Origin of the sequence: Neobacillus driksii (genome assembly GCF_013409995.1) — a bacterium.
GTDB classification, from domain to species: Bacteria; Bacillota; Bacilli; order Bacillales; family Cytobacillaceae; genus Neobacillus; species Neobacillus driksii.
In genome coordinates this window covers 229,396-250,599 of the sequence record NZ_JACCBX010000010.1, presented here as the reverse complement: position 1 = coordinate 250,599, position 21,204 = coordinate 229,396, and the positions used below count along the sequence as shown (strand labels likewise).

The window sequence follows — 21,204 nt, the reverse complement described above, 5'->3', positions numbered from 1 at the left end:
ACCTCATGATTTGTACTCAATCAGGGCTCTTGAGGACTAATCTCTGTTTAGGTAACTCATGATTTGTACTCAATCAGGGCTCTTGAGGACTAATCTCGGTTTAGTCACCTCATGATTTGTACCCAATAAGGGCTCTTGAGGACTAATCTCGGTTTAGTCACCCCAGGATTTGTCCTCAATCAGGGCTCTGCAAGTGCAATTTCTCGAATAAGGATCAATACATACATACCTCAACCACTAAATTGCAAAAAAGTACCGAGCATTTGCCCGGTACTTTAATTTCAATTAAACCATTTTCGAAGGATAGCTTCCTAGCAATGTAACGCCGCAGCCAAGTGCTTCGAGCTCGGCCATTGCACCTGGAATTAAAACGTCATCAAGTTTCATTTCCAAATCAATAATAAAGAAATAATTGCCAATACCTGTTTTCATAGGTCTTGATTCAATTTTTGACAGGTTTATTTTTCGCCAAGCAAAGGCTGATAGTACCATATGGAGCGTTCCAGCCTTATCCGTCGGAAGTGTGACCATTAGAGTAGTTTTATAATGGGATGAACCACTAAACTCCTCAAAATTAATCCCCTTTTCAGATAAGACAAAAAAGCGAGTATGATTATGATCAAAATCATGAATGTCGCGTTGAACAATAGATAATCCATATTCTTCAGCAGCCAATTCATTGGCGATCGCGGCAATTCGCTGTTCTGGGTGGTCCATTACCATTTTCGCTGCCGCAGCAGTCGAGCTGACACTTTCATAAGGTACCCCATGAAACTGATTATGTAAGAACTTATGACACTGTGCAATGGCATGCGAGTGACTGTACACCTTAGTAACATCCTGCCATATTTCTTGATTATCCGGGTGAACCATCAAATGCTGTTTAATTGGAATGGTAATTTCACCGACAATCGGTAATTGAACCACATGTGTTAGGTAATCCAATGTAATATTTACTGTACCTTCAAGGGTATTTTCAACAGGAACAACGGCTAGTTCCACTTTTTCACTGACAACCGCATCCATGGATTCAGGAATGGTCCGATATGGTTCAAGCTCAAATCCAGGAAAAACCTTCTTCACCGCTAATTCGGTAAAGGTTGCCTTTGGTCCTAAAAAACCAACTTTCATGACTCCACACACTCCCTAACAAAAATCTCTCTGTTGTAAAAAAATCCATTATGCGCCTGTTCCAAGCACTTCAACTTTTTCTACGAATTCAAGCTTACGTAATTCTAAAAGCAGTTCATCTATATCTGTAGAAATCTCGGTGGTATTCAACGAAAGTGTCACGTTTGCCCTTCCTTGCAATGGAATCGTTTGATGAATGGTTAACACATTGCAGCCAGAAGAAGCAACTACACTAAGAAGCTTAGACAAAGTACCTGAACGATCTTCAAGATGAAAAAAGAGCGTAACTAATCGTTCCTTTACAATCGTGGAAAATGGAAATACCGTGTCCCTATATTTATAATAGGCACTTCTGCTTAAGTCTACTTGCTGCACCGCATCCCAAATAGACTCAGCCTTACCCCTTTCGAGCATTTCCTTCACATCAAGTGTTTTCTTCATCGCTTCAGGCAAGACGTCTTCTCTAATTAAGTAAAATTTTTTATCAAATTTTTCATTTTTCATCTTTCTACCCACCCGATTTGAAAAGCATAAGCGCCCGTGTTACGAAATCGGGGCGCTCTGGCTATAATTTCTCAAAGACATGTTCGTATCTAGTCAACAAATTCAAATTCGAAGTCTAATAATTTAACGGTATCCCCATCTTTTGCACCTTTTGCCCGTAAAGCCTCGTCCACCCCTAAACCACGAAGCTGTCTAGCAAAACGACGAACAGATTCCTCCGTTTGGAAATTGGTCATCTTAAATAATTTTTCAACCTTTTCCCCTTGAATAACGAATGAGCCGTCTGGTTCTCTTGTGATATAGAAAGCCTCAGGATCTGCCTCATGTTTATAAAGTACGCGATTAACTCCTGTTTCCTCTTCTTCATGATCAAGCGGAAATTCTGGAGTCTCCTCGATCTTGTCAGCAATCGCATATAATAGCTCTCTTAAGCCTTTTCTTGATAAAGCAGAAATTGGGAAAATCGGAAAGTCCTCTTCTAAACGCTCTTTAAATTTCTGTAAATTTTCTTCTGCTTCCGGCATGTCCATTTTATTTGCAACAATAATTTGCGGACGTTCCGTTAAACGTAAGTTATACTCTTCTAGCTCTTTATTGATAGTCAGATAATCCTCATAAGGATCGCGTCCTTCCATCGCAGCCATATCGATTACATGAACGATAACCCGTGTCCGTTCAATATGACGTAAGAATTGATGTCCTAGTCCAACACCCTCACTCGCACCTTCAATCAATCCTGGAAGGTCGGCCATAACAAAACTTCTATTGTCCTCTGTTTCAACCATCCCAAGATTAGGGACAATCGTTGTGAAATGATATTCAGCTATTTTTGGTTTTGCTGAAGAAACGACTGATAATAATGTTGATTTTCCAACGCTAGGAAATCCAACGAGTCCAACATCTGCAAGCAGTTTTAACTCGAGGATAACATCGCGCTCTTGTCCTGGTTCTCCATTTTCAGCAAGTTCTGGCGCAGGGTTTGAAGGTGTCGCAAAGCGAGAATTTCCTCTACCTCCACGACCTCCCTTGGCAATGACGGCACGCTGACCATTCTCAACTAGATCGGCAATGACTTCTTTTGTTTCTGCATCCATTACTACTGTGCCTGGTGGTACCTTAACAATCATATCTTTGGCATTTTTCCCGTGCTGATTTTTGGACATACCATGTTCACCACGCGGCGCTTTCCAATGACGTTGATAACGGAAATCCATTAACGTACGCAAGCCCTCATTTACTTCAAAAACTACATCGGCACCCTTACCGCCGTCTCCGCCAGCAGGTCCGCCCATTGGAACATATTTTTCACGGCGAAACGCGACCATTCCATTACCGCCGTCTCCGCCTTTTACGTATATCTTCGTTTGATCGACAAACATGTGAATCCTCCTGATTTGACTGATGGCGAACCAAGATTTCACCCTATACCTCAGGCATATAGATTTCTAATCCTAATTCGCTTTCTGAGAATTCCTTGACCGTCACTTCGATTTCCGAGGAGATCAGGAATTGTTCAATCAGTTCTTTTTTTATTATTATTCCGCTAAAATCAAAAAAGAAACGAACTCCATTTGATTCCGGTTGAATTGTTATTGATAAATGATTTTCTTGAAAGGCCTCAATCGCCTGATCTAAACAAATAAAGAAGGATTTTGTCCAATTCGAAAGAATGTCATCATTTATTTCCACTGCCTCTAAATCGTTAAGAACCTCATATTCAAGCTGAAATAAATGATTCTCCCAATTTGATTTTAAAAGCAAGGAGGCAAATCCAGGCAAATGAAAATTCGACAGCTTCGATTCATGCTGTGCTTCGATTACAATTTCATTTATATATGCTTTCGCCCGGTCAATTCTATTTAAATCCAAGTTCCCTTTGATTAACTGCAGCCTATTCAGCCAATCATGTCGTGAGTGCCGCAGCACTTCAACGATATCCCATTCTTTTTCCATAATCGCACTCCTAGCCTACGTGTCGAAAAGACTATTTTCTGTTAGTATATCAAAAAAGTTCACATGAGTAAGCACTTTTGCGTGAATGTTTTCCAATTGAGGTATTATGAGGCTACTTTTGGGAGATCAAATTGGAGTTTTTATTGGATAATTTTTCCTCATTGTTTAAAAAAGAAAACCCTAACCAATCAGGTTAGAGTTTTCACTGAAAGCTTACGCTTCTTGAGCTGTTGGATAAACACTCACTTTTTTACGGTCACGACCTAAACGTTCGAATTTTACAACGCCGTCGATTTTCGCAAATAGAGTATCGTCACCGCCACGGCCAACGTTTTCACCTGGGTAAATCTTTGTACCGCGTTGACGGTAAAGGATTGAACCACCAGTTACGAATTGACCATCTGCACGCTTAGCACCAAGGCGCTTTGCGATAGAGTCACGTCCGTTCTTTGTAGAACCTACTCCCTTTTTAGATGCAAACAACTGAAGATCTAATTTTAATAACATGTATTCCACCTCCTACTTTTTGAAGGTTATTTTTATGTGTTCTCCGTACTCTTCTTCAATCGTTTGTAATGATATAATCATACCTTCTAGAAGAAGCTGAACTTTCTCATTTATGTTTTCCGGAAGTCTATCTGGAACAACACAGCGGAGAAAGCCATCTCCCTGTTCAATCTCTGGAGTCACACCTGTTAAGGCATGTACAGCATTGATTGCGCCGATGGATACTGCGGATGCGCCTGCACAGACGATATCCTTTCCTCGATCGGCGAAGAATGCATGACCACTTATTATAAAGGATTGAATTGATTCGGATTCAGAACGATTAATTGTAATAGATATCATCTATTGCCCAACACCTTACGCGTTGATCGCTTCGATCACAACTTTAGTGTATGGTTGACGATGACCTTGCTTTTTACGGTTGTTTTTCTTCGCTTTGTATTTGAAAACGATGATTTTCTTTTGACGACCTTGTTTTTCAACTTTAGCCGTTACAGTAGCGCCTTCAACTAATGGGCTACCTACTTTCACGTTATCTCCACCAACGAATAAAACCTTATCAAATGTAACTGTTTCGCCTGCTTCAGCATCAAGCTTCTCGATGTAGATAGCTTGACCAGCTTCTACTTTCAATTGCTTACCACCTGTTTCGATAATTGCGTACATACTTGCACCTCCTTATAAACTCAGACTCGCCATATACAGGCGCTAAGCTTTGAGCATTAGACTTAATACCTGTGATGTGCGGTTGTAGCACGGGTGCTACAAACATAACATCGATAATTTTATCATGGTATAGGCGAAAGTGTCAATAAGGTTCTCTGGCTTTTTTCGCTATTTCGGCATTATTCCCAAATTGTTTTATAACATAGTAATGTGTCGCAGATGACTGAATCGAGAAAAATACTTTAAACTGCAGCCATTCTTCTACCATTTCGAGATGTGGTTCGATAGCCTCTTTAACCTTTATGGTTGTTTCAACTAATACTGCTTCTGCATCAGAACTTCGATGTTCTAACAATTCGCGTTCTAGGCGGAATGCTATTGTCTCTGCACTTAATATTTTTCCTGTTCCATCGCAAGCTGGGCATTTTTCCTGAAGGGCTTCTGAGAGCGAGACCTTTGTTTTCTTTCTGGTTAACTGCAGGATACCAAGTGAGGTAAAACCGATGATTTTGGTCCTAGTTTCATCCTTCTGGAATTCCTTCTCAATCATATCTTGTATGTAACGTTTGTCCTTCTCGTTTTTCATGTCAATAAAGTCAATTAGGACGATTCCGCCAATATCACGCAGTTTCAGCTGACGGGCAGTCTCAATTGCAGCTAGGGAATTTGTTTTTACCACTGTATCCTGATAATCATTTTTACCGGAGAATTTTCCGGTATTAACGTCGATTATCGTTAAAGCCTCGGTTTCATCAAAAATTAAATAGGCACCATTGTCGAGCCAGACGATTCGCTTTAGTGCTTTATCAATTTCATGCTCAATCCGATGAAGGGTGAAGATATTTTCTTTCCCATTATAATAAGTAACTTTTAGATTAGGGTTTTTCGATTGTATTTGTTGTTTTAATGAAAGTTCATCAACAAACACCTCACCCGATGACATATTCTTGATGGACTCAAGAACTAATTCGGTAAAGGTATCTTTCTGATATAGGATCGCCGGCTTTTTAAAAGACGCTGCTTTCTCCAATAGTTCGGTATACTGGCTTCGTAAAGTACTTAGTTCCTTTTCCATTTCCTCTTGAGTGGTTGAGGTACTTGAAGTACGAAAAATTAGGCCTTCCTCTTCACCTTTCAATTTCATACCAAAACTGCGAAGATCGTCCTTTTCATCAACAATTTTTTTAGAGACTGCCACATAGCGACCTTGAGGCATATAAATAAGGTTGTCCCCAGGGATTTCAATAATGCCTGTCACTCTAGCACCTTTAACGCCTGTTGCATCCTTATCTACTTGTACTAATAACTTTTCTCCCTGATGAACAAAGGAGGATACACTTTTCTTTTCTTTATCAATCGTTCGTTCCGGTGATAAAACATACGACGTGAGCACATCACGATGTAAATAGGCGTTCTTCTCTTCTCCAATATCTATGAAGGCTGCATTCATACCAGGCAAAACCTTAGTCACGGTCCCATAATAAATATTACCGACCAAAGATCGCTGCTCTGGTCGGTCAAAAATAATATTTTCAACTGTGTTGTTACTTACAAGAGCAAATCTCTTTTCATTCGACATTGCATTTATGATTAACTTTTCCAAACCTTCGTCCTCACTTTTTAGGCTAATCCAGCTTCACCGCCTATGGGCTGGAGCCTTTTTTCTAATATTTTATATTATACCTAATTAGTAAGAAAAGAGAAGGTCACTGATTTTATCCGTTAACCGTTTTTCTGAAAAATAGGCATGCAGCAATTCATTCTCATCCAGCATCCCTTTTTCTTTGCCGTCACTTTCAACAATAATCGGGTGTTTGCAGCCCCGTTGGAATTTTTCTAAAACGTCAATGAGCAAATCCTGTTCATTGGCTTGGATGGGCTTAAGAGCTTGAAGGTCGCTTTTTTTACCATAGTAGCGCTCAAGTAAAAATCTCATAAAGATGTAGCGGCGTTGCTTCCACTCGTGATAAAGGGAAAATAATAAGAAGCCTACGATAATCCAGACGTTTAGTTGCTGCGGAGCGGCTAGGAGCGTAACTACCGAAAAGATTCCAACGCTAAAAAAAGAAATGATTAATGTTAATCGGTGAGCTATGGGAAATGATTTTTTTAAGGAAAGAAACATGAAAATCAACTTTCCTCCGTCAAGCGGCCAGACGGGAAACAGATTAAAGATAAATATCATAAGATTGTAGTGAAAAAACAATTGAAACATATCTTCAGGAATTAGCTCAAAGTTGAATAGCCCGAAAGCTAATGTCACCATCCAAATGTGCTGAGCAGGTCCTGCGAGGACAACAATTGCCTCTTCCTTTAACGGCCGGTTCCCGTGCTCCTCCATTTCAGCCACCCCACCAAAGGGGAGGAGGGTGATTTTCTTTATACGCCATGAAAAAAAAGAAGCCGCAGCAGCATGCCCCATTTCATGGATGAAAATGATGCCAATCAAAAGGCATACCTCGAGGAAATGTGCTGTAGCAATCGATATTGCGATAACAAACCATAACAAAGGATGGATATATACATGTTGTAATAAATATATGACTCTATTCAAAGCGGATCACCTGTATTGGGTCGATGAAATCATCGCCTTTTTTAATAGAAAAATAATACTTACCCTTTGTTTTGTCCTCACCCGTTGATTCTGAGGCTGTGCCCACGACAGTTTCCGTTTCAATAAATTCATATAAACTAACCTTTATTTCATCGAGATTTCCATAGGTAGATTGCGTCTGATCTGCGTGCTGGATGATGACGGTTTTACCCGTATCTTCCTTAACACCAGCAAACATGACATTTCCCTCTTTCATCGCTTCTACAGTAGCGCCCTTTGTTGTTTCAATCATAATTCCCTGTCCGTTTTTCTCAAAATTTTCAAGGACTTTACCTGAAAATACAGGTATATCAGGATCTTTCTCGACCACGTTTTGCTCTCCACCTTTTTCTTTATCTGTAAACGGCAAAAGAGCTAATGGCTTACCAAATTGATCCTCGTACCATTTTGATACGGTGGCAAATTTAAAATCCTGCTCCATGGTTTTCAACACAAAATCCTTTGCTGGAGCAAAGCTTGCTGTGTTTTCTCGGAACATAATGGCAATCACAAGAAATAATAGTGCAGATGCCAAGATTTTAAAAATGAAAACTTCCTTTTTGAATAATGGATGGATGCCATCATCCTTACCTGCTTCATAGGTAGAGAAATGATTCGCACCGTATTTTTCATCCTCCACCGGCCAGGTAATTTCTCGTTCTGGACCTTTTGCTGATGATCCTTGCTCCCTTTTTCGCTTTGCGATTCGTCGTCGTATTTCTTCTGGAGTAGACCGCATTATACCCACCAACCTTTAGTGACCTTTTTGTACAAGTCTATGAGGTTGTCCTTAAGAGTATGACTCTAGGAATATTTATTTAGGGTTATAGAATGTTTTCTTCGTGGCTTTGGACATTATTGTTATAGTTTTGGAGAATTAATGATTTTGGACATCTTCCGCATGGTTATGGACATTTTTTAAGTGTTTTGGACTATTTTCACATGGTTTTGGACATTTTTCATAAGGTTTTGGACTATTTTCATAGCGTTTTGGACATTTAGACAAATATTACCAATTAAAAAAATAAATCCAGTAATGGTTAACTGAAACTTTCATGGATTTGTGGATAAGCCACACAATTTTTAGTGCTTATCCATATAATGGCTGTAAGTTAAATAAATAGAGGTGAATGATTTTGTCTACAAGTGACAAACATGATTCTTTTCGTGGTGATGTTTACGATTTAATTGAGTTACAGCAATTATTAAAAGGTCCTCACCACATTATTTTTGAAGGCAAGAGTCCATACCAAGACGTACTTTTGATAGAAACAAAAAATATACGTTTATACCGGAATGATCAACTAGTATGGAATAGCTTGGATGAACGGATTTATCATGAAGCACTAGTCCATCCGGCATTTGTTTTTTCAGACCAGCACAAACGCGTATTAATGATCGGGGATGAGTGCGGACTGGCACTGCGAGAAGTTTTCAAATACTCTGACGTCTGTCACGTTAGTCTTGTATCCTTATCCCCAGAAACCCTTATAGCAGCCCAGAAAACACCTGAACTTTGCGAAATGAACGAGAATTCTTTTTTTGATAATCGCGTTCAAATAGACCTGGGTAGCATATATGATTTTCTACAAACAAGTCAGCATCAGTTTGATGTGATAATCGCAAAACTACCAGATCCAGAAAACAAGCAAGATAGTAAATTATACACAAAAGAATTCTTCAAAAAATTGTCCAACCTCCTAACCGATTGCGGTATTTTGGTTGTCACGTCTACCTCACCTGAAGACAATCCGTTGGCATTCTGGAGTATTGATAAAACACTGCAGAGTTCTTCCCTGTACACTCTGAACTATCATGTTAATGTTCCTTGGTTTGGAGATTGCGGATTTCATCTTGCTGCGAAAAAACGGTTAGTATGGGGAAAAGAAAAAAAGATTAATATACAAAATCGTACACTTCCTGAAGATTTTTATTCATGGTTTACTTTTTCGAACCGGGTGAGATCAGTCAGAAATCAAGCTATGGTTAACTCAATTAGATCCTTAAATCTCCACACACTTTATTCAGCAAATTCAAAGGATATTCAAGACCAAGACGAAACGAAAGAGCTTCATCATCTGCTCTCCAATCCACACAGATTACTTTATGAAGGCGGAACAAAAGGGGATTGTGTAAAAGTTTTGGAGACAAGCGATGTGCGTCTCTATCTAGATAAACAGCTACAATTTAGTTCTTTAGACGAACAAATCTATCATGAGGCACTTGTTCATCCGGCACTTTCCATGGTTCAAAAACGGGAACGCATTCTGATTGCCGGCGGCGGCGATGGATTTGCCATTCGTGAAGTTCTTAAATACCCAGATGTGAAGCATATTGACCTAGTTGACCTTGATCCATTAATGATTCACATGGCGAGTAATATACCAAGGGTAGCGAACCTAAACCAACGAGCACTCCACGATAAGCGTGTATCCGTCCATCAAAAAGATATCCAGGTATTTCAAAAAGAACAAAAGGAACTTTATGATGTCATCATTGTGGACTTGCCAGATCCAGGCGATGAAATATTGAGCCGATTGTATACGGTGGAATTTTTTAAGAAATTATCCAATCTTCTTACGAAAGATGGCATTCTAGTCTGTCAATCTCATTCACCAGAATATGCTCCATTTGTATACTGGAGCATTGGGTTATCACTAAAAGGGACAGGAATGCATGTTAGGAGTTATCACACCGAAGTCCCTTCTTTCGGGGATTGGGGATTCCACCTTGCATCAAAAAAGCAGCTGCATTTGCCCAATAGAAAGGTAGCTGTCCCTTATCAAACGCTCCCTGATGACCTATCGACTTTATTTGTCTTTCCGTCAAAATTTCGGTCAGTCCAGGAAAATTCACATATGAATACCTTGTCTAACCTAAAATTACATGAAATTTATAATCAAGAACTGCGAAGGTAACCTACAAAAAAAGACTCTACTCCTTGAGTTGTTCAACGAGTAGAGCAACTTTTTAGGTATTATTTCTTTAAAACATGGACAACCGTACAATTTATTTTTTGGTAAATCCCATACCATAAAGGAAAACGGAGGGAATGATGAGGCTTTGAGCAAAGAAGGAAAGCATATTATCATTGACGCATTTGAGTGCGATTCGACTCATTTAAATGACATCAAATTTTTAGAAGGAATGTGTAAAAAAGCGGCTCTTGATGCAAATATGGAGATTTTATACTCTTACTTCCACCAATTTGAGCCACAAGGTGTAACAGGAATGCTGGTTTTATCCACTTCTCATCTATCGATTCATACTTGGCCGGAGGAAAGGTATGTATCATTAGACTTTTATACGTGCGGGACTCTAGAGCTTACACCTCAAGTAGAATTCCTTATTAAGGAATTATCTTCCAAACAATCAATGGTATACTCCATTTCTCGAGGAGTTTCCTATCCACAAACGATTACGTGTGAAGAACTAGGCAATTGACCTTTGCCTATTAAACCAAGGTGGAAACATATGAGAACCAAAAACGTAAAGCCATTTACTTATGGATCATTATATAAACAAGATTTGCCCCATGATAAAATTATTCCTCTCGTGACGGGGAATTTAATAGATTTTACAATAGCTGGACCCTATCAAAATACCCGACCGGATATTGCCTCAAATAGTATTACAGTACACAATTCAGGTGTATATCAGATCACAGCGGATGTATCCGTCATATTAGAGGAAGAGCAAACGGTGATGTTCAATATCAACCGGCGTCATGATGGATCTGACCCACTGATAGGTTCCACTTTTGATGCAAACGGGATAAGTACCATCACAGGAATAAATGTTCAAGCTTACTTGTATGCTGGTGATGCAATTGGTATCTTTATTGCTGACACCTATGCTCCTAGAGGTAGACTACCGCGATATAATAGAGCGTCACTCACCTTGCATTTAATTGGATATTAATATATTTCAATCTGCGCATGCACATGGGGTGCGACTAAACCTAGGAACTTGCTATTTGGACTATTTTCACGAGGTTTTGAACAATATTCATGAGGTTTTGGACTATTTTCAGGTAGTTTTGGACGTTTTCCTTGAGGTTTTGGACTATTTTTATATAGTTTTGGACGTTTAGACATTTTCTACCAATTAATAACAAAAAAAAGCCTGTCCATACCATATGGACAGGCTTTTGCCTATTATCTAACACCAAAAAATTGTTTAATTTTGCCAAAAACACTTTTATTTTTATCTTCTAGTGGTTGCAATGGAATCGATTCGCCTAGAATACGTCTAGCGATGTTCCGGTATGCAATAGACGCTTTACTATTTGGATTTAAGGCAATCGGTTCACCATGATTGGAAGCTTTGATTACTTCCTCATCATCTGCGACAATCCCAATTAACTCAATGGATAAATGTGTAGTGATTTCATCTACATCTAACATATCGCCGCTCTTCATCATATGGTTTCGAATACGGTTAATCACAAGCTTCGGTGACTCGACGGTCTTTGCTTTCTCAAGTAATCCAATGATTCGATCTGCGTCACGAACGGCTGAAACTTCTGGAGTTGTTACGACAATCGCACGGTCCGCCCCGGCAATCGCATTTTGGAAACCTTGTTCAATTCCCGCAGGGCAATCAATAATAATATAATCATAGTCTTGCTTAAGCTCATTAATTAGTTTGTGCATCTGTTCTGGCGTCACAGCTGACTTATCAACTGTCTGCGCTGCTGGAAGCAAATACAATAAATCTTCGAATCTCTTATCTTTTACGAGTGCTTGGTGAATTTTACATCTACCTTCCACCACGTCCACAAGATCATAAATAATTCGATTCTCGAGCCCCATAACAACATCTAAATTCCGAAGGCCAATATCTGTATCCACTAAGCATACTTTTTTGCCTTGAAGGGCCAACGCTGTACCTATATTAGCGGAAGTCGTGGTTTTTCCGACGCCGCCTTTACCGGATGTAATTACTATTGCCTCTCCCACATTAATGTCCCCCTTCGAATCTATTTAAATTAGGCCTTAAATTTATTAAAACTTGCAATCTATCTACGATGATTTGATGGTTATCATCGATGTACGCACATTCCATCTCACGCTTTTCTGTTTTTTGAGCGTTATCTGGGGCACGGTTTATACAGTCACTAATCCTTAGCTGGGAAGGCTGCATACTTGATGCTGAAATAACCGCTTGATCATTTCCGAATACGCCAGCATGCGCAATCCCTTTTAATGTACCCATGATAAAAATATTTCCGCCTGCTACTACCGTGCCACCTGGATTCACATCCCCTATGAGCAATAAATCCCCAGGAACTTCTAACACCTGTCCAGAGCGAATAATACGCGATACGGTAACAACTTCGTTTTCCGCTCTTAGCTTGTCCACTTCTGCTCTTGTGACCACATTCGATTCAATATCATCGACTACTAAATTCTTTTTTTGCCGAATAAGATTTTTTATTTCTTCACGTTGAGCATCACTCAAGTACCTGTTGCCAACATCAACTTTAACAGGGGTTAAATGACGCTCACCTTCAGTTGTTTGATTTGCTGAAAGTTTATCATCGAGCTCTTTTTTTAAGTCCTCATAGGAACAGCTATCATCAAGATGAAGGACAATTCCATCCTTCGTACCTTTTATCGTAACATTTTGTCGCTTTTTCATGGAGAAAACTCACCTCAAATAATAAGAAACACATTCATGCGGCATCTGGAAACACATAGACACACTTTTATTATACAATTCGACACGCTTTATGTATTCTCCTTTTTTTAAAAAGAAATACAAATCTTATTCATCTCGTAAGCTTTCTGCAAAACTTTCAAAATGACGCTTTAAAGGATACGCAGCAATCAAAAGGAAAGCGGCATTTAAAATGAGTGAAGGATAAAAACGCATTTCAAGAAAACTCATAAAATCAAGTGTGGTGATATGGATTAAAAAGTCCATTTCATAGACACCCAATTCCAGCAAGGCAATCCCCACTAGAGACACAAAAAATGCAACAATGATATTTGTCTGAAGGACGTGCATGATTTTCGAAATAAGGTACGTAATGAATGGAAAAAGAAACAGGTAAATGCCAATAATTTCAATCCACACGATATCAAATAATAGTCCAAAAATAGCCGCATAAATGATTCCATATTTTCTGCCTGCATAGATGGCAAGGAACAAGATACCTCCGAACAGAAAATGAGGCGCCAAAATATAGTTGCGGCCAAAAACTTCAGGAGGGGCATATTGAGCAAACAAACTCTCTAATAAAAAAAGGAATAGAAACAAAAGAGGAAGAAGGAATTTCTTCACAAATCCTCCTCCTCCTCTCCTTCGCCCGCCATATCTGCTTCACTAGGCTGAGCAATTGTTCTGGTAATCACAATGATATTTTCTAAATCGTAAAAATCCGCACCTGGTTCAACTAATGCAGTTTGGTTCAATCCATACTGATCAGGCTTAACCTCAATTACTTTACCAATTTGCAAACCTTGAGGAAAGACGCCGCCTAGACCAGAGGTGATAACATTTTGTCCCTTTTTAATTTCAACCCCAGAAGGAATCGCTTTTATTAATAATGCTTTTTTCTCTTCATCATAGCCTTCCACAAGACCAAAAACGTTTGTGTCACCTTGGACAATAGCAGAGATTCGATTCTTTGGATCCATCGCACTCAATAGTTGAACGGTTGAGCTAAATTGATTGACGGTTTTCACCTTGCCGATTAAGCCATGTGCCGTGACAACTGCCATATTTTTTTTAATTCCGTCTGTTTTCCCTTTATTGATAATAATCATTTCATGCCAACGATCAGGGTTTCTACCTATTACTGTTGCCTGTAAAGGTTCAAAATCTCTCAGGGTCTCTTCTTCACCGAGAATATCACGCAACTCTTTATTGTCCTTTTCCAGCTCCTGTACCTGTGCTTCAAGGCTAACAAGTTTCTCCATCCGTGATTTTAATTCTTTATTCTCTTCATATGTATTTTGCAAGTCCTGAAGATTCTCAAAAAAACCTGCAACCAAATGAGCAGGCTTTGAGACCAGGGATTGAACCAAGCCGGCAGTATCCTTTAAGAACTGCTCCGGCCAGGATAGTTTACTTCTCTCCCTTAACGAAAACCCAATCAATGCCACGAGAACAATTATGCTAACCAGCAAAACGATCAATCGTTTATTCAAAAAGAACTGTGGCATGATTATACACCTCTATTTTTCTACATTCTTATCTAGATTCTTTTGCTTTGTTTTTGAATAGCTGAATATGGTCTAAGGCTTTTCCTGTGCCGATTGCTACGCAATCTAACGGGTTTTCTGCAATAAGAACAGGCATGTTAGTTTCTTCACTAATCACCTTGTCCAGATTTCGAAGAAGGGCGCCGCCGCCTGTTAAAACAATTCCCCGGTCCATAATATCCGCTGCAAGCTCTGGCGGTGTTTTTTCTAATGTATTTTTTACAGCTTCTACAATCGCATAAACTGTATCCTTTAATGCCACACCAATTTCTTTCGCAGTGATTTCAATCGTTTTTGGCAAACCAGTTAGTAAATCACGTCCGCGAATTTCCATATTATCAATTCCTTCAGAGTCACCTGCAGAACCAACTTCCATTTTAATCGCTTCCGCCGTACGTTCACCAATCATAAGATTATAATTTTTTCGGATATAAGAAACGATTGATTCGTCCATTTCATCGCCAGCCACACGAATGGAGATGCTTGTAACTATTCCGCCTAAAGAAATAATCGCGACTTCAGTTGTACCGCCACCGATATCAACTACCATACTTCCAGTTGGCTCCCATACAGGCAGGTTAGCTCCGATTGCAGCTGCAAATGGCTCTTCAATCGTATAAGCGTCCTTGGCACCTGCTTGACGTGTTGCGTCAATAACCGCTCTTTCCTCAACAGCTGTTATTCCGGATGGAACACACACCATTACATACGGTTTACCGGAGAAGATACTCTTACTTTTAATTGCCTGGCGAATATGATGTTTCATCATAGCTGCGGTAATTTCAAAGTCTGCAATAACTCCATCCTTCATTGGTCTCATCGCAACAACATTTCCTGGTGTACGTCCAATCATGTTCTTCGCGTCATTACCAACCGCCACAATGGATTTCGTGTCTGTCTGCATCGCCACAACAGATGGCTCTCTTAATACAATCCCTTTACCTTTTACATAAACAAGGGTATTTGCAGTCCCCAAGTCAATACCAAGGTCTCTTGTCCCAATTCCAAACATAGTTGTATCTCCCTTTCTGATACGAAAATAGCTAAAGGTAAGTGAATATACCTTCTATTCATGTAATTTTTCTAGTAAATTTATATGATAATCACGAAAAATGTCCTAAAAAATCATAAACATTATTATATCCCAACGTTTAAAAAAATCATAGTATTATAAATATCCTTTTTCCTTGAGGCTGACAAATTTGTTTTCGCCAATAATGAGGTGGTCGAGAACATCGATCCCTATCATTTTCCCGCATTCCACAAGTCTTTTAGTTACCTCTATATCCTCACGGCTCGGTGCGGGATCGCCACTGGGGTGGTTATGGAGGCATATGATAGAGGCTGCTGACCGTTTCAGTGCTTCGCGAAACACCTCCCTAGGGTGTACAATCGAGGCGTTTAAGCTTCCTATAAAGATGGTTTGTTTATGGAGTACTTGGTTTTTCGTGTTGAGATACAAACAAACAAAATGCTCTTGTGATAAAAATCGCATGTCATTCATCACATAATTAGCTCCATCTTCAGGGGAGCGGATCACATAGCGGTCAGTATGGTTTAAGTTCGTTATTCTCCTGCCAATTTCGACAGCGGCTAGAATTTGGATAGCCTTCGCCTGACCAATCCCCTTGATTTCAGTCATTTCTTCTAAGGTGGCATCCTTTAAAAGCCGTAAGCCTTCAAAATTAGTAAGCAGCCGGTTCGATAATTGAAGAACACTTTCATCCTTCGTGCCGGTTCTAAGTAAGATCGCAATTAATTCATGGTTTGATAAACTGGCTGGACCATTTTGAATAAATCGCTCTCTTGGTCTTTCATCTTGAGGAAAATCACGAATCATGAATGAATTGGTTGACATTCTAATTCCTCCCTATGATAGGGAGTTAAAGAACTACATAGCTGTCACGACAATTGGTAGCCTAGCCTCTTTAATTCGCGATAAGTTCTTGCGACGGGCAGGCCCATAACCGCAAAATAGTCTCCATTTATTTTTTTGACAAGCATACTTCCAAGCTGCTGAATTCCATATCCACCTGCTTTATCAAGCGGTTCACCACTTTGTACATAAAAATTGATTTCCTCGTCCGTTAACTCCCAAAACCAGACTTCTGTTCTTTCAAAAAAACGTGCTGTTCCATTTGGAGACAATATGGAAACACCGGTATAAACTTCATGTTTTTTGCCAGAAAGCATTTTTAACATTCCCGTTGCGTCTGCGTCGTCAGTTGGCTTTCCTAAGACTTGGCCTTCGGCAACAACTATCGTGTCTGAACCAATAACAAACGCTTCTGGATATTCTTTAAAAATAACCTGTGCTTTTCGCTCGGCAAGATCCATAACTACATCCTCTGGAGAAAGCGTTGGATCAAAGCTTTCATCTACTTCACTGCTTGAGATCGTGAATGTTAATCGGAGGTTTTCTAGAAGTTCTTTTCGCCGTGGAGAAGAAGAGGCTAAAATGAGGTTTTGCATTTCATCACCTTACCTTTTGCATCATTTAGGGAGATACATGATAATCGTATCAGAATTTGTAGAAGCAAACAATTTTTATATGATTAAAGTTCGAAGAAATTTGTCAAATTATGCAAAGTATCTCTCGAAATTAAATTCAAAATATTATGATTTCATTACAAAAGGCCTGTCCAAAATAGACAGGCTCGTTATTCAAGGATAATTTCCCGGAAAATATCAGCTTTTGTCGACTACAATGAATAATAGATACTTAGATAATTTAATAAATGCTGTTGTGCTTCAACCAAACTATCTTTACTCTTCTTTTCTTGAAATGTTGCTACACCCGCCAACGCACTCGATAATTCCTTGTTAAGATTTTTTACTTTCTCATTTTTCAGCTTGTCTGCCGATTGACTAAGTTGATCACCAAACCCTACGACTTCTTTACTAGCTTCTGATGACATACTTCCAGAAACAATGGCCTTAGAAGTCACCTTTGATAGTTGTTGGTAAATAGCTGAAGCCGCTTCTAAGAAACCTTTTTCAGTTTCGTTTATATCTGATATTGTCTTTTCAGCAATGGATATTTGTTTGGGAAGTACATCATCAAAGCCATTTGCTTCATAATGACCTTCCATTTGTTTTGCTGTTTCAATAGAGTCTGCCACCCCTAAAAACATAAATTCTCTATCATTCATTGTTAATGTTTGAGCTGGTGCGCCTTTACCTTTTGCCTCGTTTGCTGCTCCAGACGCAGCATCTTTGGTCGTAAAAGCTCCACCTTGGACGATAAACACATTTTGCGCAGCAAGTACAATAGAACTACTCTTACCACCGGTTGCTTCTGAACCTTTGTCGGACCCTTTACCTATTTTCACTGGCTCAGTTACTGCTGGTTTACTGTTTTCACTAATGACTAACTTAAGCATGAGGACCCCAAAGCTCGTCCCAATTAAGATAGCAAAAACGGCAGTTACAATAATAGATTTTAACACGCCACCATTTCGCTTCATTGAAAAGGTTGTGAAAGAGACTGGCTTCTTTTTCCCGCCTTTTTTCTGGTTTTGGCTGCTGACCACTTTATATTCCTGAATGTCGTTTTCTGCAGATTCAGGTATAATCCAATCAAAGCTTTCATCGACTGATTCCTTTGCAGCAGCAGTCTCAAGAAAAACATCCTGATCATTGAAATCTTCGTCGATGTTTATCACTTTAGTAAAAGAATCTTTACCAGATTCTTGTTCCTTCTTAATGGGCTCTTCCGTGAAATTTTGGCTTTCTCCATTTAACTTTATTTTGATGGTATTGCCACGATTCGGCTTGTCCACTAACTCGTACTCCTTCCCTCTACCAATAGCAATTTCTACCATCCTATCATATAGACAAAAAAAAATAACAAGACTTTTGTCGTCTTGTTATCGAATGCTTTCGTCAAATTTCTTGTTAATTATTTTGAATGAACTCTACTGATAAGTCTTTCACTGGAATCGGACCAGTTACTCCTTTGTAGGTACATAGATTTCTTTTTTCTCCTATAAAGCAAACACCTGTAATCATCTCTCCAGATACTTGTATATAAGAAGGGTTTGTCGATGAAAGATATCTACCCGTATCAGGGTCCTTGATTTCATCGATATAGTCAGAATCATACAAATCTGAATAGGTAATATTCTCTGTTAGACCATTACCGTCTAATATCTTTTGTTTTAAGTATAAATTTGCAGCATCTCTTAAAGCGTATGCCTTCCCTACAAGAGCACGGTCTTTGGCATCCTCTATTACTCTCGATATTGAAATAACTGCAATCGTAGAAACAATACCGAGTATTACCAGCACCGCTAGAAGTTCTATAAGAGTAAGACCCTTTTGATTTAATCTTTTATTCCTAATCATCTTGTTAACCCTATTCATTTATGGTTTATCACTTTCAGTTAAATCAGGAAATCCACTAACAGGATTTTTCTTATTAGAATCTTTTGGTGTATCTAGAGGAGGTAACTCGCTTTGTAAATCTACTAATGTTGGATAATAATATGCAGAAATGGCAACTTCAAAATCTATTAACTGTTCAGATTGGTCAACTGAATAAATTTCATCAAGTCCTGTGAAGCTAAATTAATCAATTTTAACCGTTCGTTTCATTTCTTGCAGTTCATAAAGAAACTTTTCAAGGTCAAAATAACTTTCAGCCTCACCTATTAAAATGATTGATGTCTTCTTTATACCATTAGGTAATGTTACGTCTTCTTGAGTCTTCGTTTCTTCATTTCCATTTTGTTTGCTGGAACCGCTATCGGACTTTTCAACAACAACTTCTATTTCTTCATCTTGTTCTGTACCATTTATTTTTATTTCAATTATATTGGTACCCGAGACTATTTCTGCCTTTTCAATATTAAGGAGCAACTGATCAAGTAATCTTTTCACAGGTACCTGCTTTTGTAATTCCATCGTACTTAAGATCGTTTGATCATTTGTTTGTTAAGTTTATTTTGAAGAATCGTTAACTCTTGGTTTGATAGCTTAAGCTCAGTCTTTTTTTGTTCTACACTATTCTTCACCGGAACGATATAAAGAAAATAGGCTGAAAGTGTAATAGCACCAATAACAATTACACTTAAGACAATGATTAGAATATGTTTTTTCGTTAATTCGAGGTTCACGGGGTGGTTCCCCCTTCCTCATCGTTAGTACGATCTTGTTTCTCACTAAGTTCTTTAACTTTTGGAATATCAAGTCTAATTTGGTATTCCGCAAAATATCGTGGAACGATATTTGCTTCATTTAATATTTCAAACGCATTATTAATTTACTCACTGTTGTCTTTTAGAATCTCAGCAGTTTTTGCCTCACTTATTACGGCTTCTTCTATCCAAGGATATTTTAAAATTGAAGTCAGGTAATACGCAGCTTCACTTTTCGTATCAAATTGGACTCTTTCTGTAATTACATTTTCTTCGTTCATTTCAAAATCAATCCTAAACCCTCTCTCAGGGAGGGATTTTGTTAATTGCTTTAAAATAAAAACTAGATTATAAGGTTGTTCATCTACCCATTTAATAGCATTTTCTAATTCTTTAATTGAACTCGAAGACTCATATTGGGATAATTTTGCATACTGATCATCTAGTATTGTTTGATTCAAGGTAATCTGTTTATCTAAATATTGAAGTTCGTCCTTTTTCTCATTTAAAGAGAAGATGAAAAAAATTGAAGCGCCGGTTAACAATAACACTACTAAAATGGTTATTACATAGAAGGCAATATTTTTTTCATCCCTTTTAGGCAGCAGGTTTATATCTACTAGCATCGCTACACCTCTTTTAGGCCTAAACCAACATTTAGATGAAATTGCGGTGGAATAGGTTCAACCTTTTTATCTTGATTTTCGACTTCAATCATGTGAATTGGAATCCCATATCTGTTTTCTAACTGAGAATAAATCTCATGTAAACAGGGATGATCACCATCTTATAGGATTTTTTCTACTTGTTGTTTCCCTTGATTTAAGGAGTACTGATAAAAATTGATTACTTTTTCAATTTGTGTATAAGCATCCTTTATTGAAATAAAAGCCTCATCCTTATCACCGGTAACATTAAGGGTGAAGGAAGATTCATTTGTTAGAGAGTGAGTCCAATTCTCCCTATTTACTTCCATGGAAATATGTCTTGTGAAAACTGGAATATTCTCTTCAATGATACTTACATTAACCTCTAGTAGATCAAATTGTATTACTAATAAGTTTTGATTTTCGCTGGCTGGCTCTAACTGATTATAGTATCTATATAAAGCAAGCGAAGATATGTCTGCTGCAACAGCTTTTAATCTTACCTCATCAAATAATCCCATATTCTCTCTTACAATGTCCTCTGGTGCAGCAAATAGTAAGATCTGCCTATTGTTAGTATCTGAATCCATTAACGTATAGTCAAAGACTGGATCTTCAAATGGCAAGTGAATACTTGTTCCAATTTCCATATATAAATAACCTTTAATTTCGTCCTCTTTTAGATCAATGGGAAGTGACACCATCCGGATAACAACAAAAGAATCTGGTACTAAAAAGCGGACATGTCTTTTCGCTATTTTCCAATCAGATATACATTGTTCAATGTATAGTTGACAGAGTCTCATAGTCCATGATTTTTCCTTCTTTGATCAATCCCGCTGGCAAATAACGCT

26 protein-coding genes and 1 other annotated feature are annotated in these 21,204 nt (G+C 38.6%); of the genes, 3 read left to right on the top strand and 23 right to left on the bottom strand.

Going from position 1 to position 21,204, the window contains the following annotated elements; translation table 11 throughout:
* Positions 1–285: 285 nt before the first annotated feature.
* The 10 genes from pheA to F4694_RS22340 all read right to left on the bottom strand — a co-directional run bounded on the left by pheA (position 286) and on the right by F4694_RS22340 (position 8,093).
* Positions 286–1,131, bottom strand: coding sequence for a prephenate dehydratase (gene pheA, locus F4694_RS22385; RefSeq protein ID WP_179602025.1), 846 nt, complete (start codon positions 1,129–1,131; stop codon positions 286–288).
* A gap of 48 nt (positions 1,132–1,179) precedes the next feature.
* Positions 1,180–1,635: an ACT domain-containing protein gene (locus tag F4694_RS22380; RefSeq protein ID WP_179602023.1), complete on the bottom strand. Its 456-nt coding sequence runs from the start codon at positions 1,633–1,635 to the stop codon at positions 1,180–1,182.
* An 89-nt stretch (positions 1,636–1,724) separates the two neighbouring features.
* On the bottom strand, positions 1,725–3,014 hold the full coding sequence (gene obgE / locus F4694_RS22375; protein WP_179602021.1) for a GTPase ObgE: 1,290 nt from the start codon (positions 3,012–3,014) through the stop codon (positions 1,725–1,727).
* Between the two features lie 43 nt (positions 3,015–3,057).
* Positions 3,058–3,588: a sporulation initiation phosphotransferase B gene (locus F4694_RS22370; RefSeq protein WP_179602019.1), complete on the bottom strand. Its 531-nt coding sequence runs from the start codon at positions 3,586–3,588 to the stop codon at positions 3,058–3,060.
* A 213-nt stretch (positions 3,589–3,801) separates the two neighbouring features.
* Entirely contained in the window at positions 3,802–4,095 is a 294-nt protein-coding gene (rpmA, locus tag F4694_RS22365; protein WP_034674968.1) for a 50S ribosomal protein L27, read from the bottom strand.
* Positions 4,096–4,107: 12 nt separating this feature from the next.
* Positions 4,108–4,437, bottom strand: coding sequence for a ribosomal-processing cysteine protease Prp (locus F4694_RS22360; protein ID WP_179602017.1), 330 nt, complete (start codon positions 4,435–4,437; stop codon positions 4,108–4,110).
* 15 nt (positions 4,438–4,452) lie between these two features.
* Complete coding sequence (rplU, locus tag F4694_RS22355) at positions 4,453–4,761, bottom strand: 50S ribosomal protein L21 (RefSeq protein WP_179602016.1); 309 nt, start codon at positions 4,759–4,761, stop codon at positions 4,453–4,455.
* A 12-nt stretch (positions 4,762–4,773) separates the two neighbouring features.
* Positions 4,774–4,855, bottom strand: a sequence feature (ribosomal protein L21 leader region).
* A gap of 48 nt (positions 4,856–4,903) precedes the next feature.
* Entirely contained in the window at positions 4,904–6,364 is a 1,461-nt protein-coding gene (locus F4694_RS22350) for an Rne/Rng family ribonuclease (protein ID WP_179602014.1), read from the bottom strand.
* An 84-nt stretch (positions 6,365–6,448) separates the two neighbouring features.
* Complete coding sequence (locus F4694_RS22345; protein ID WP_179602012.1) at positions 6,449–7,315, bottom strand: M50 family metallopeptidase; 867 nt, start codon at positions 7,313–7,315, stop codon at positions 6,449–6,451.
* Positions 7,308–8,093, bottom strand: coding sequence for a M23 family metallopeptidase (locus tag F4694_RS22340; RefSeq protein WP_179602010.1), 786 nt, complete (start codon positions 8,091–8,093; stop codon positions 7,308–7,310). Before F4694_RS22340 ends, F4694_RS22345 begins: the two co-directional genes overlap by 8 nt.
* 397 nt (positions 8,094–8,490) lie before the next feature.
* Here F4694_RS22340 and F4694_RS22335 point away from each other — a divergent pair, with 397 nt between their 5' ends.
* From F4694_RS22335 to F4694_RS22325, 3 genes are all read left to right on the top strand, one after another.
* The gene (locus F4694_RS22335) at positions 8,491–10,272 is read left to right on the top strand and encodes a spermine/spermidine synthase domain-containing protein (RefSeq protein ID WP_179602009.1); all 1,782 of its coding nucleotides are present in this window, start codon (positions 8,491–8,493) and stop codon (positions 10,270–10,272) included.
* Positions 10,273–10,417: 145 nt separating this feature from the next.
* Positions 10,418–10,798 (top strand): adenosylmethionine decarboxylase, encoded by a 381-nt coding sequence (gene speD, locus F4694_RS22330; RefSeq protein WP_179602008.1) that lies wholly within the window; start codon positions 10,418–10,420, stop codon positions 10,796–10,798.
* A 30-nt stretch (positions 10,799–10,828) separates the two neighbouring features.
* A complete protein-coding gene (locus F4694_RS22325; protein ID WP_179602007.1) occupies positions 10,829–11,275 on the top strand; it encodes a hypothetical protein in 447 nt (148 codons plus the stop codon).
* Positions 11,276–11,511: 236 nt separating this feature from the next.
* On the opposite strand, the gene minD is transcribed toward F4694_RS22325, so the two are convergent.
* The 13 genes from minD to pilM all read right to left on the bottom strand — a co-directional run bounded on the left by minD (position 11,512) and on the right by pilM (position 21,156).
* Positions 11,512–12,315: a septum site-determining protein MinD gene (gene minD / locus F4694_RS22320; RefSeq protein WP_179602006.1), complete on the bottom strand. Its 804-nt coding sequence runs from the start codon at positions 12,313–12,315 to the stop codon at positions 11,512–11,514.
* Position 12,316: 1 nt separating this feature from the next.
* On the bottom strand, positions 12,317–12,997 hold the full coding sequence (minC, locus tag F4694_RS22315; protein ID WP_179602005.1) for a septum site-determining protein MinC: 681 nt from the start codon (positions 12,995–12,997) through the stop codon (positions 12,317–12,319).
* Between the two features lie 126 nt (positions 12,998–13,123).
* Positions 13,124–13,642, bottom strand: a complete 519-nt coding sequence (gene mreD / locus F4694_RS22310) for a rod shape-determining protein MreD (protein WP_179602004.1) — start codon at positions 13,640–13,642, stop codon at positions 13,124–13,126.
* Entirely contained in the window at positions 13,639–14,526 is an 888-nt protein-coding gene (gene mreC / locus F4694_RS22305) for a rod shape-determining protein MreC (protein ID WP_179602003.1), read from the bottom strand. The genes mreD and mreC overlap by 4 nt, the downstream gene beginning before the upstream one ends.
* Positions 14,527–14,554: 28 nt before the next feature.
* Complete coding sequence (locus F4694_RS22300) at positions 14,555–15,577, bottom strand: rod shape-determining protein (RefSeq protein ID WP_179602002.1); 1,023 nt, start codon at positions 15,575–15,577, stop codon at positions 14,555–14,557.
* A gap of 156 nt (positions 15,578–15,733) precedes the next feature.
* Positions 15,734–16,423: a RadC family protein gene (gene radC, locus F4694_RS22295; RefSeq protein ID WP_179602001.1), complete on the bottom strand. Its 690-nt coding sequence runs from the start codon at positions 16,421–16,423 to the stop codon at positions 15,734–15,736.
* 44 nt (positions 16,424–16,467) lie between these two features.
* A complete protein-coding gene (locus F4694_RS22290) occupies positions 16,468–17,037 on the bottom strand; it encodes a Maf family protein (RefSeq protein ID WP_179602000.1) in 570 nt (189 codons plus the stop codon).
* Positions 17,038–17,267: 230 nt separating this feature from the next.
* Entirely contained in the window at positions 17,268–18,347 is a 1,080-nt protein-coding gene (locus F4694_RS22285; protein WP_179601999.1) for a hypothetical protein, read from the bottom strand.
* A gap of 115 nt (positions 18,348–18,462) precedes the next feature.
* A complete protein-coding gene (locus F4694_RS22280) occupies positions 18,463–18,912 on the bottom strand; it encodes a type II secretion system protein (protein ID WP_179601998.1) in 450 nt (149 codons plus the stop codon).
* A gap of 222 nt (positions 18,913–19,134) precedes the next feature.
* Entirely contained in the window at positions 19,135–19,470 is a 336-nt protein-coding gene (locus F4694_RS31860; RefSeq protein ID WP_218895789.1) for a hypothetical protein, read from the bottom strand.
* Positions 19,471–19,475: 5 nt separating this feature from the next.
* On the bottom strand, positions 19,476–19,682 hold the full coding sequence (locus F4694_RS31855; protein WP_218895788.1) for a hypothetical protein: 207 nt from the start codon (positions 19,680–19,682) through the stop codon (positions 19,476–19,478).
* Positions 19,683–19,828: 146 nt separating this feature from the next.
* Entirely contained in the window at positions 19,829–20,329 is a 501-nt protein-coding gene (locus F4694_RS22270; protein ID WP_179601997.1) for a fimbrial assembly protein, read from the bottom strand.
* A gap of 161 nt (positions 20,330–20,490) precedes the next feature.
* Entirely contained in the window at positions 20,491–21,156 is a 666-nt protein-coding gene (gene pilM, locus F4694_RS22265) for a type IV pilus biogenesis protein PilM (RefSeq protein WP_257029345.1), read from the bottom strand.
* Positions 21,157–21,204: the final 48 nt, after the last annotated feature.

Coding starts and splice junctions, on each gene's coding strand:
- pheA (WP_179602025.1), bottom strand. CDS start 1,131: ATGAAAGTTGGTTTTTTAGGACCAAAGGCAACCTTTACCGAATTAGCG.
- F4694_RS22380 (WP_179602023.1), bottom strand. CDS start 1,635: ATGAAAAATGAAAAATTTGATAAAAAATTTTACTTAATTAGAGAAGAC.
- obgE (WP_179602021.1), bottom strand. CDS start 3,014: ATGTTTGTCGATCAAACGAAGATATACGTAAAAGGCGGAGACGGCGGT.
- F4694_RS22370 (WP_179602019.1), bottom strand. CDS start 3,588: ATGGAAAAAGAATGGGATATCGTTGAAGTGCTGCGGCACTCACGACAT.
- rpmA (WP_034674968.1), bottom strand. CDS start 4,095: ATGTTATTAAAATTAGATCTTCAGTTGTTTGCATCTAAAAAGGGAGTA.
- F4694_RS22360 (WP_179602017.1), bottom strand. CDS start 4,437: ATGATATCTATTACAATTAATCGTTCTGAATCCGAATCAATTCAATCC.
- rplU (WP_179602016.1), bottom strand. CDS start 4,761: ATGTACGCAATTATCGAAACAGGTGGTAAGCAATTGAAAGTAGAAGCT.
- F4694_RS22340 (WP_179602010.1), bottom strand. CDS start 8,093: ATGCGGTCTACTCCAGAAGAAATACGACGACGAATCGCAAAGCGAAAA.
- F4694_RS22325 (WP_179602007.1), top strand. CDS start 10,829: ATGAGAACCAAAAACGTAAAGCCATTTACTTATGGATCATTATATAAA.
- minC (WP_179602005.1), bottom strand. CDS start 12,997: ATGAAAAAGCGACAAAATGTTACGATAAAAGGTACGAAGGATGGAATT.
- mreC (WP_179602003.1), bottom strand. CDS start 14,526: ATGCCACAGTTCTTTTTGAATAAACGATTGATCGTTTTGCTGGTTAGC.
- F4694_RS22300 (WP_179602002.1), bottom strand. CDS start 15,577: ATGTTTGGAATTGGGACAAGAGACCTTGGTATTGACTTGGGGACTGCA.
- radC (WP_179602001.1), bottom strand. CDS start 16,423: ATGTCAACCAATTCATTCATGATTCGTGATTTTCCTCAAGATGAAAGA.
- F4694_RS22290 (WP_179602000.1), bottom strand. CDS start 17,037: ATGCAAAACCTCATTTTAGCCTCTTCTTCTCCACGGCGAAAAGAACTT.
- F4694_RS22280 (WP_179601998.1), bottom strand. CDS start 18,912: ATGATTAGGAATAAAAGATTAAATCAAAAGGGTCTTACTCTTATAGAA.
- F4694_RS31860 (WP_218895789.1), bottom strand. CDS start 19,470: ATGGAATTACAAAAGCAGGTACCTGTGAAAAGATTACTTGATCAGTTG.
- F4694_RS22270 (WP_179601997.1), bottom strand. CDS start 20,329: ATGCTAGTAGATATAAACCTGCTGCCTAAAAGGGATGAAAAAAATATT.
- pilM (WP_257029345.1), bottom strand. CDS start 21,156: ATGAGACTCTGTCAACTATACATTGAACAATGTATATCTGATTGGAAA.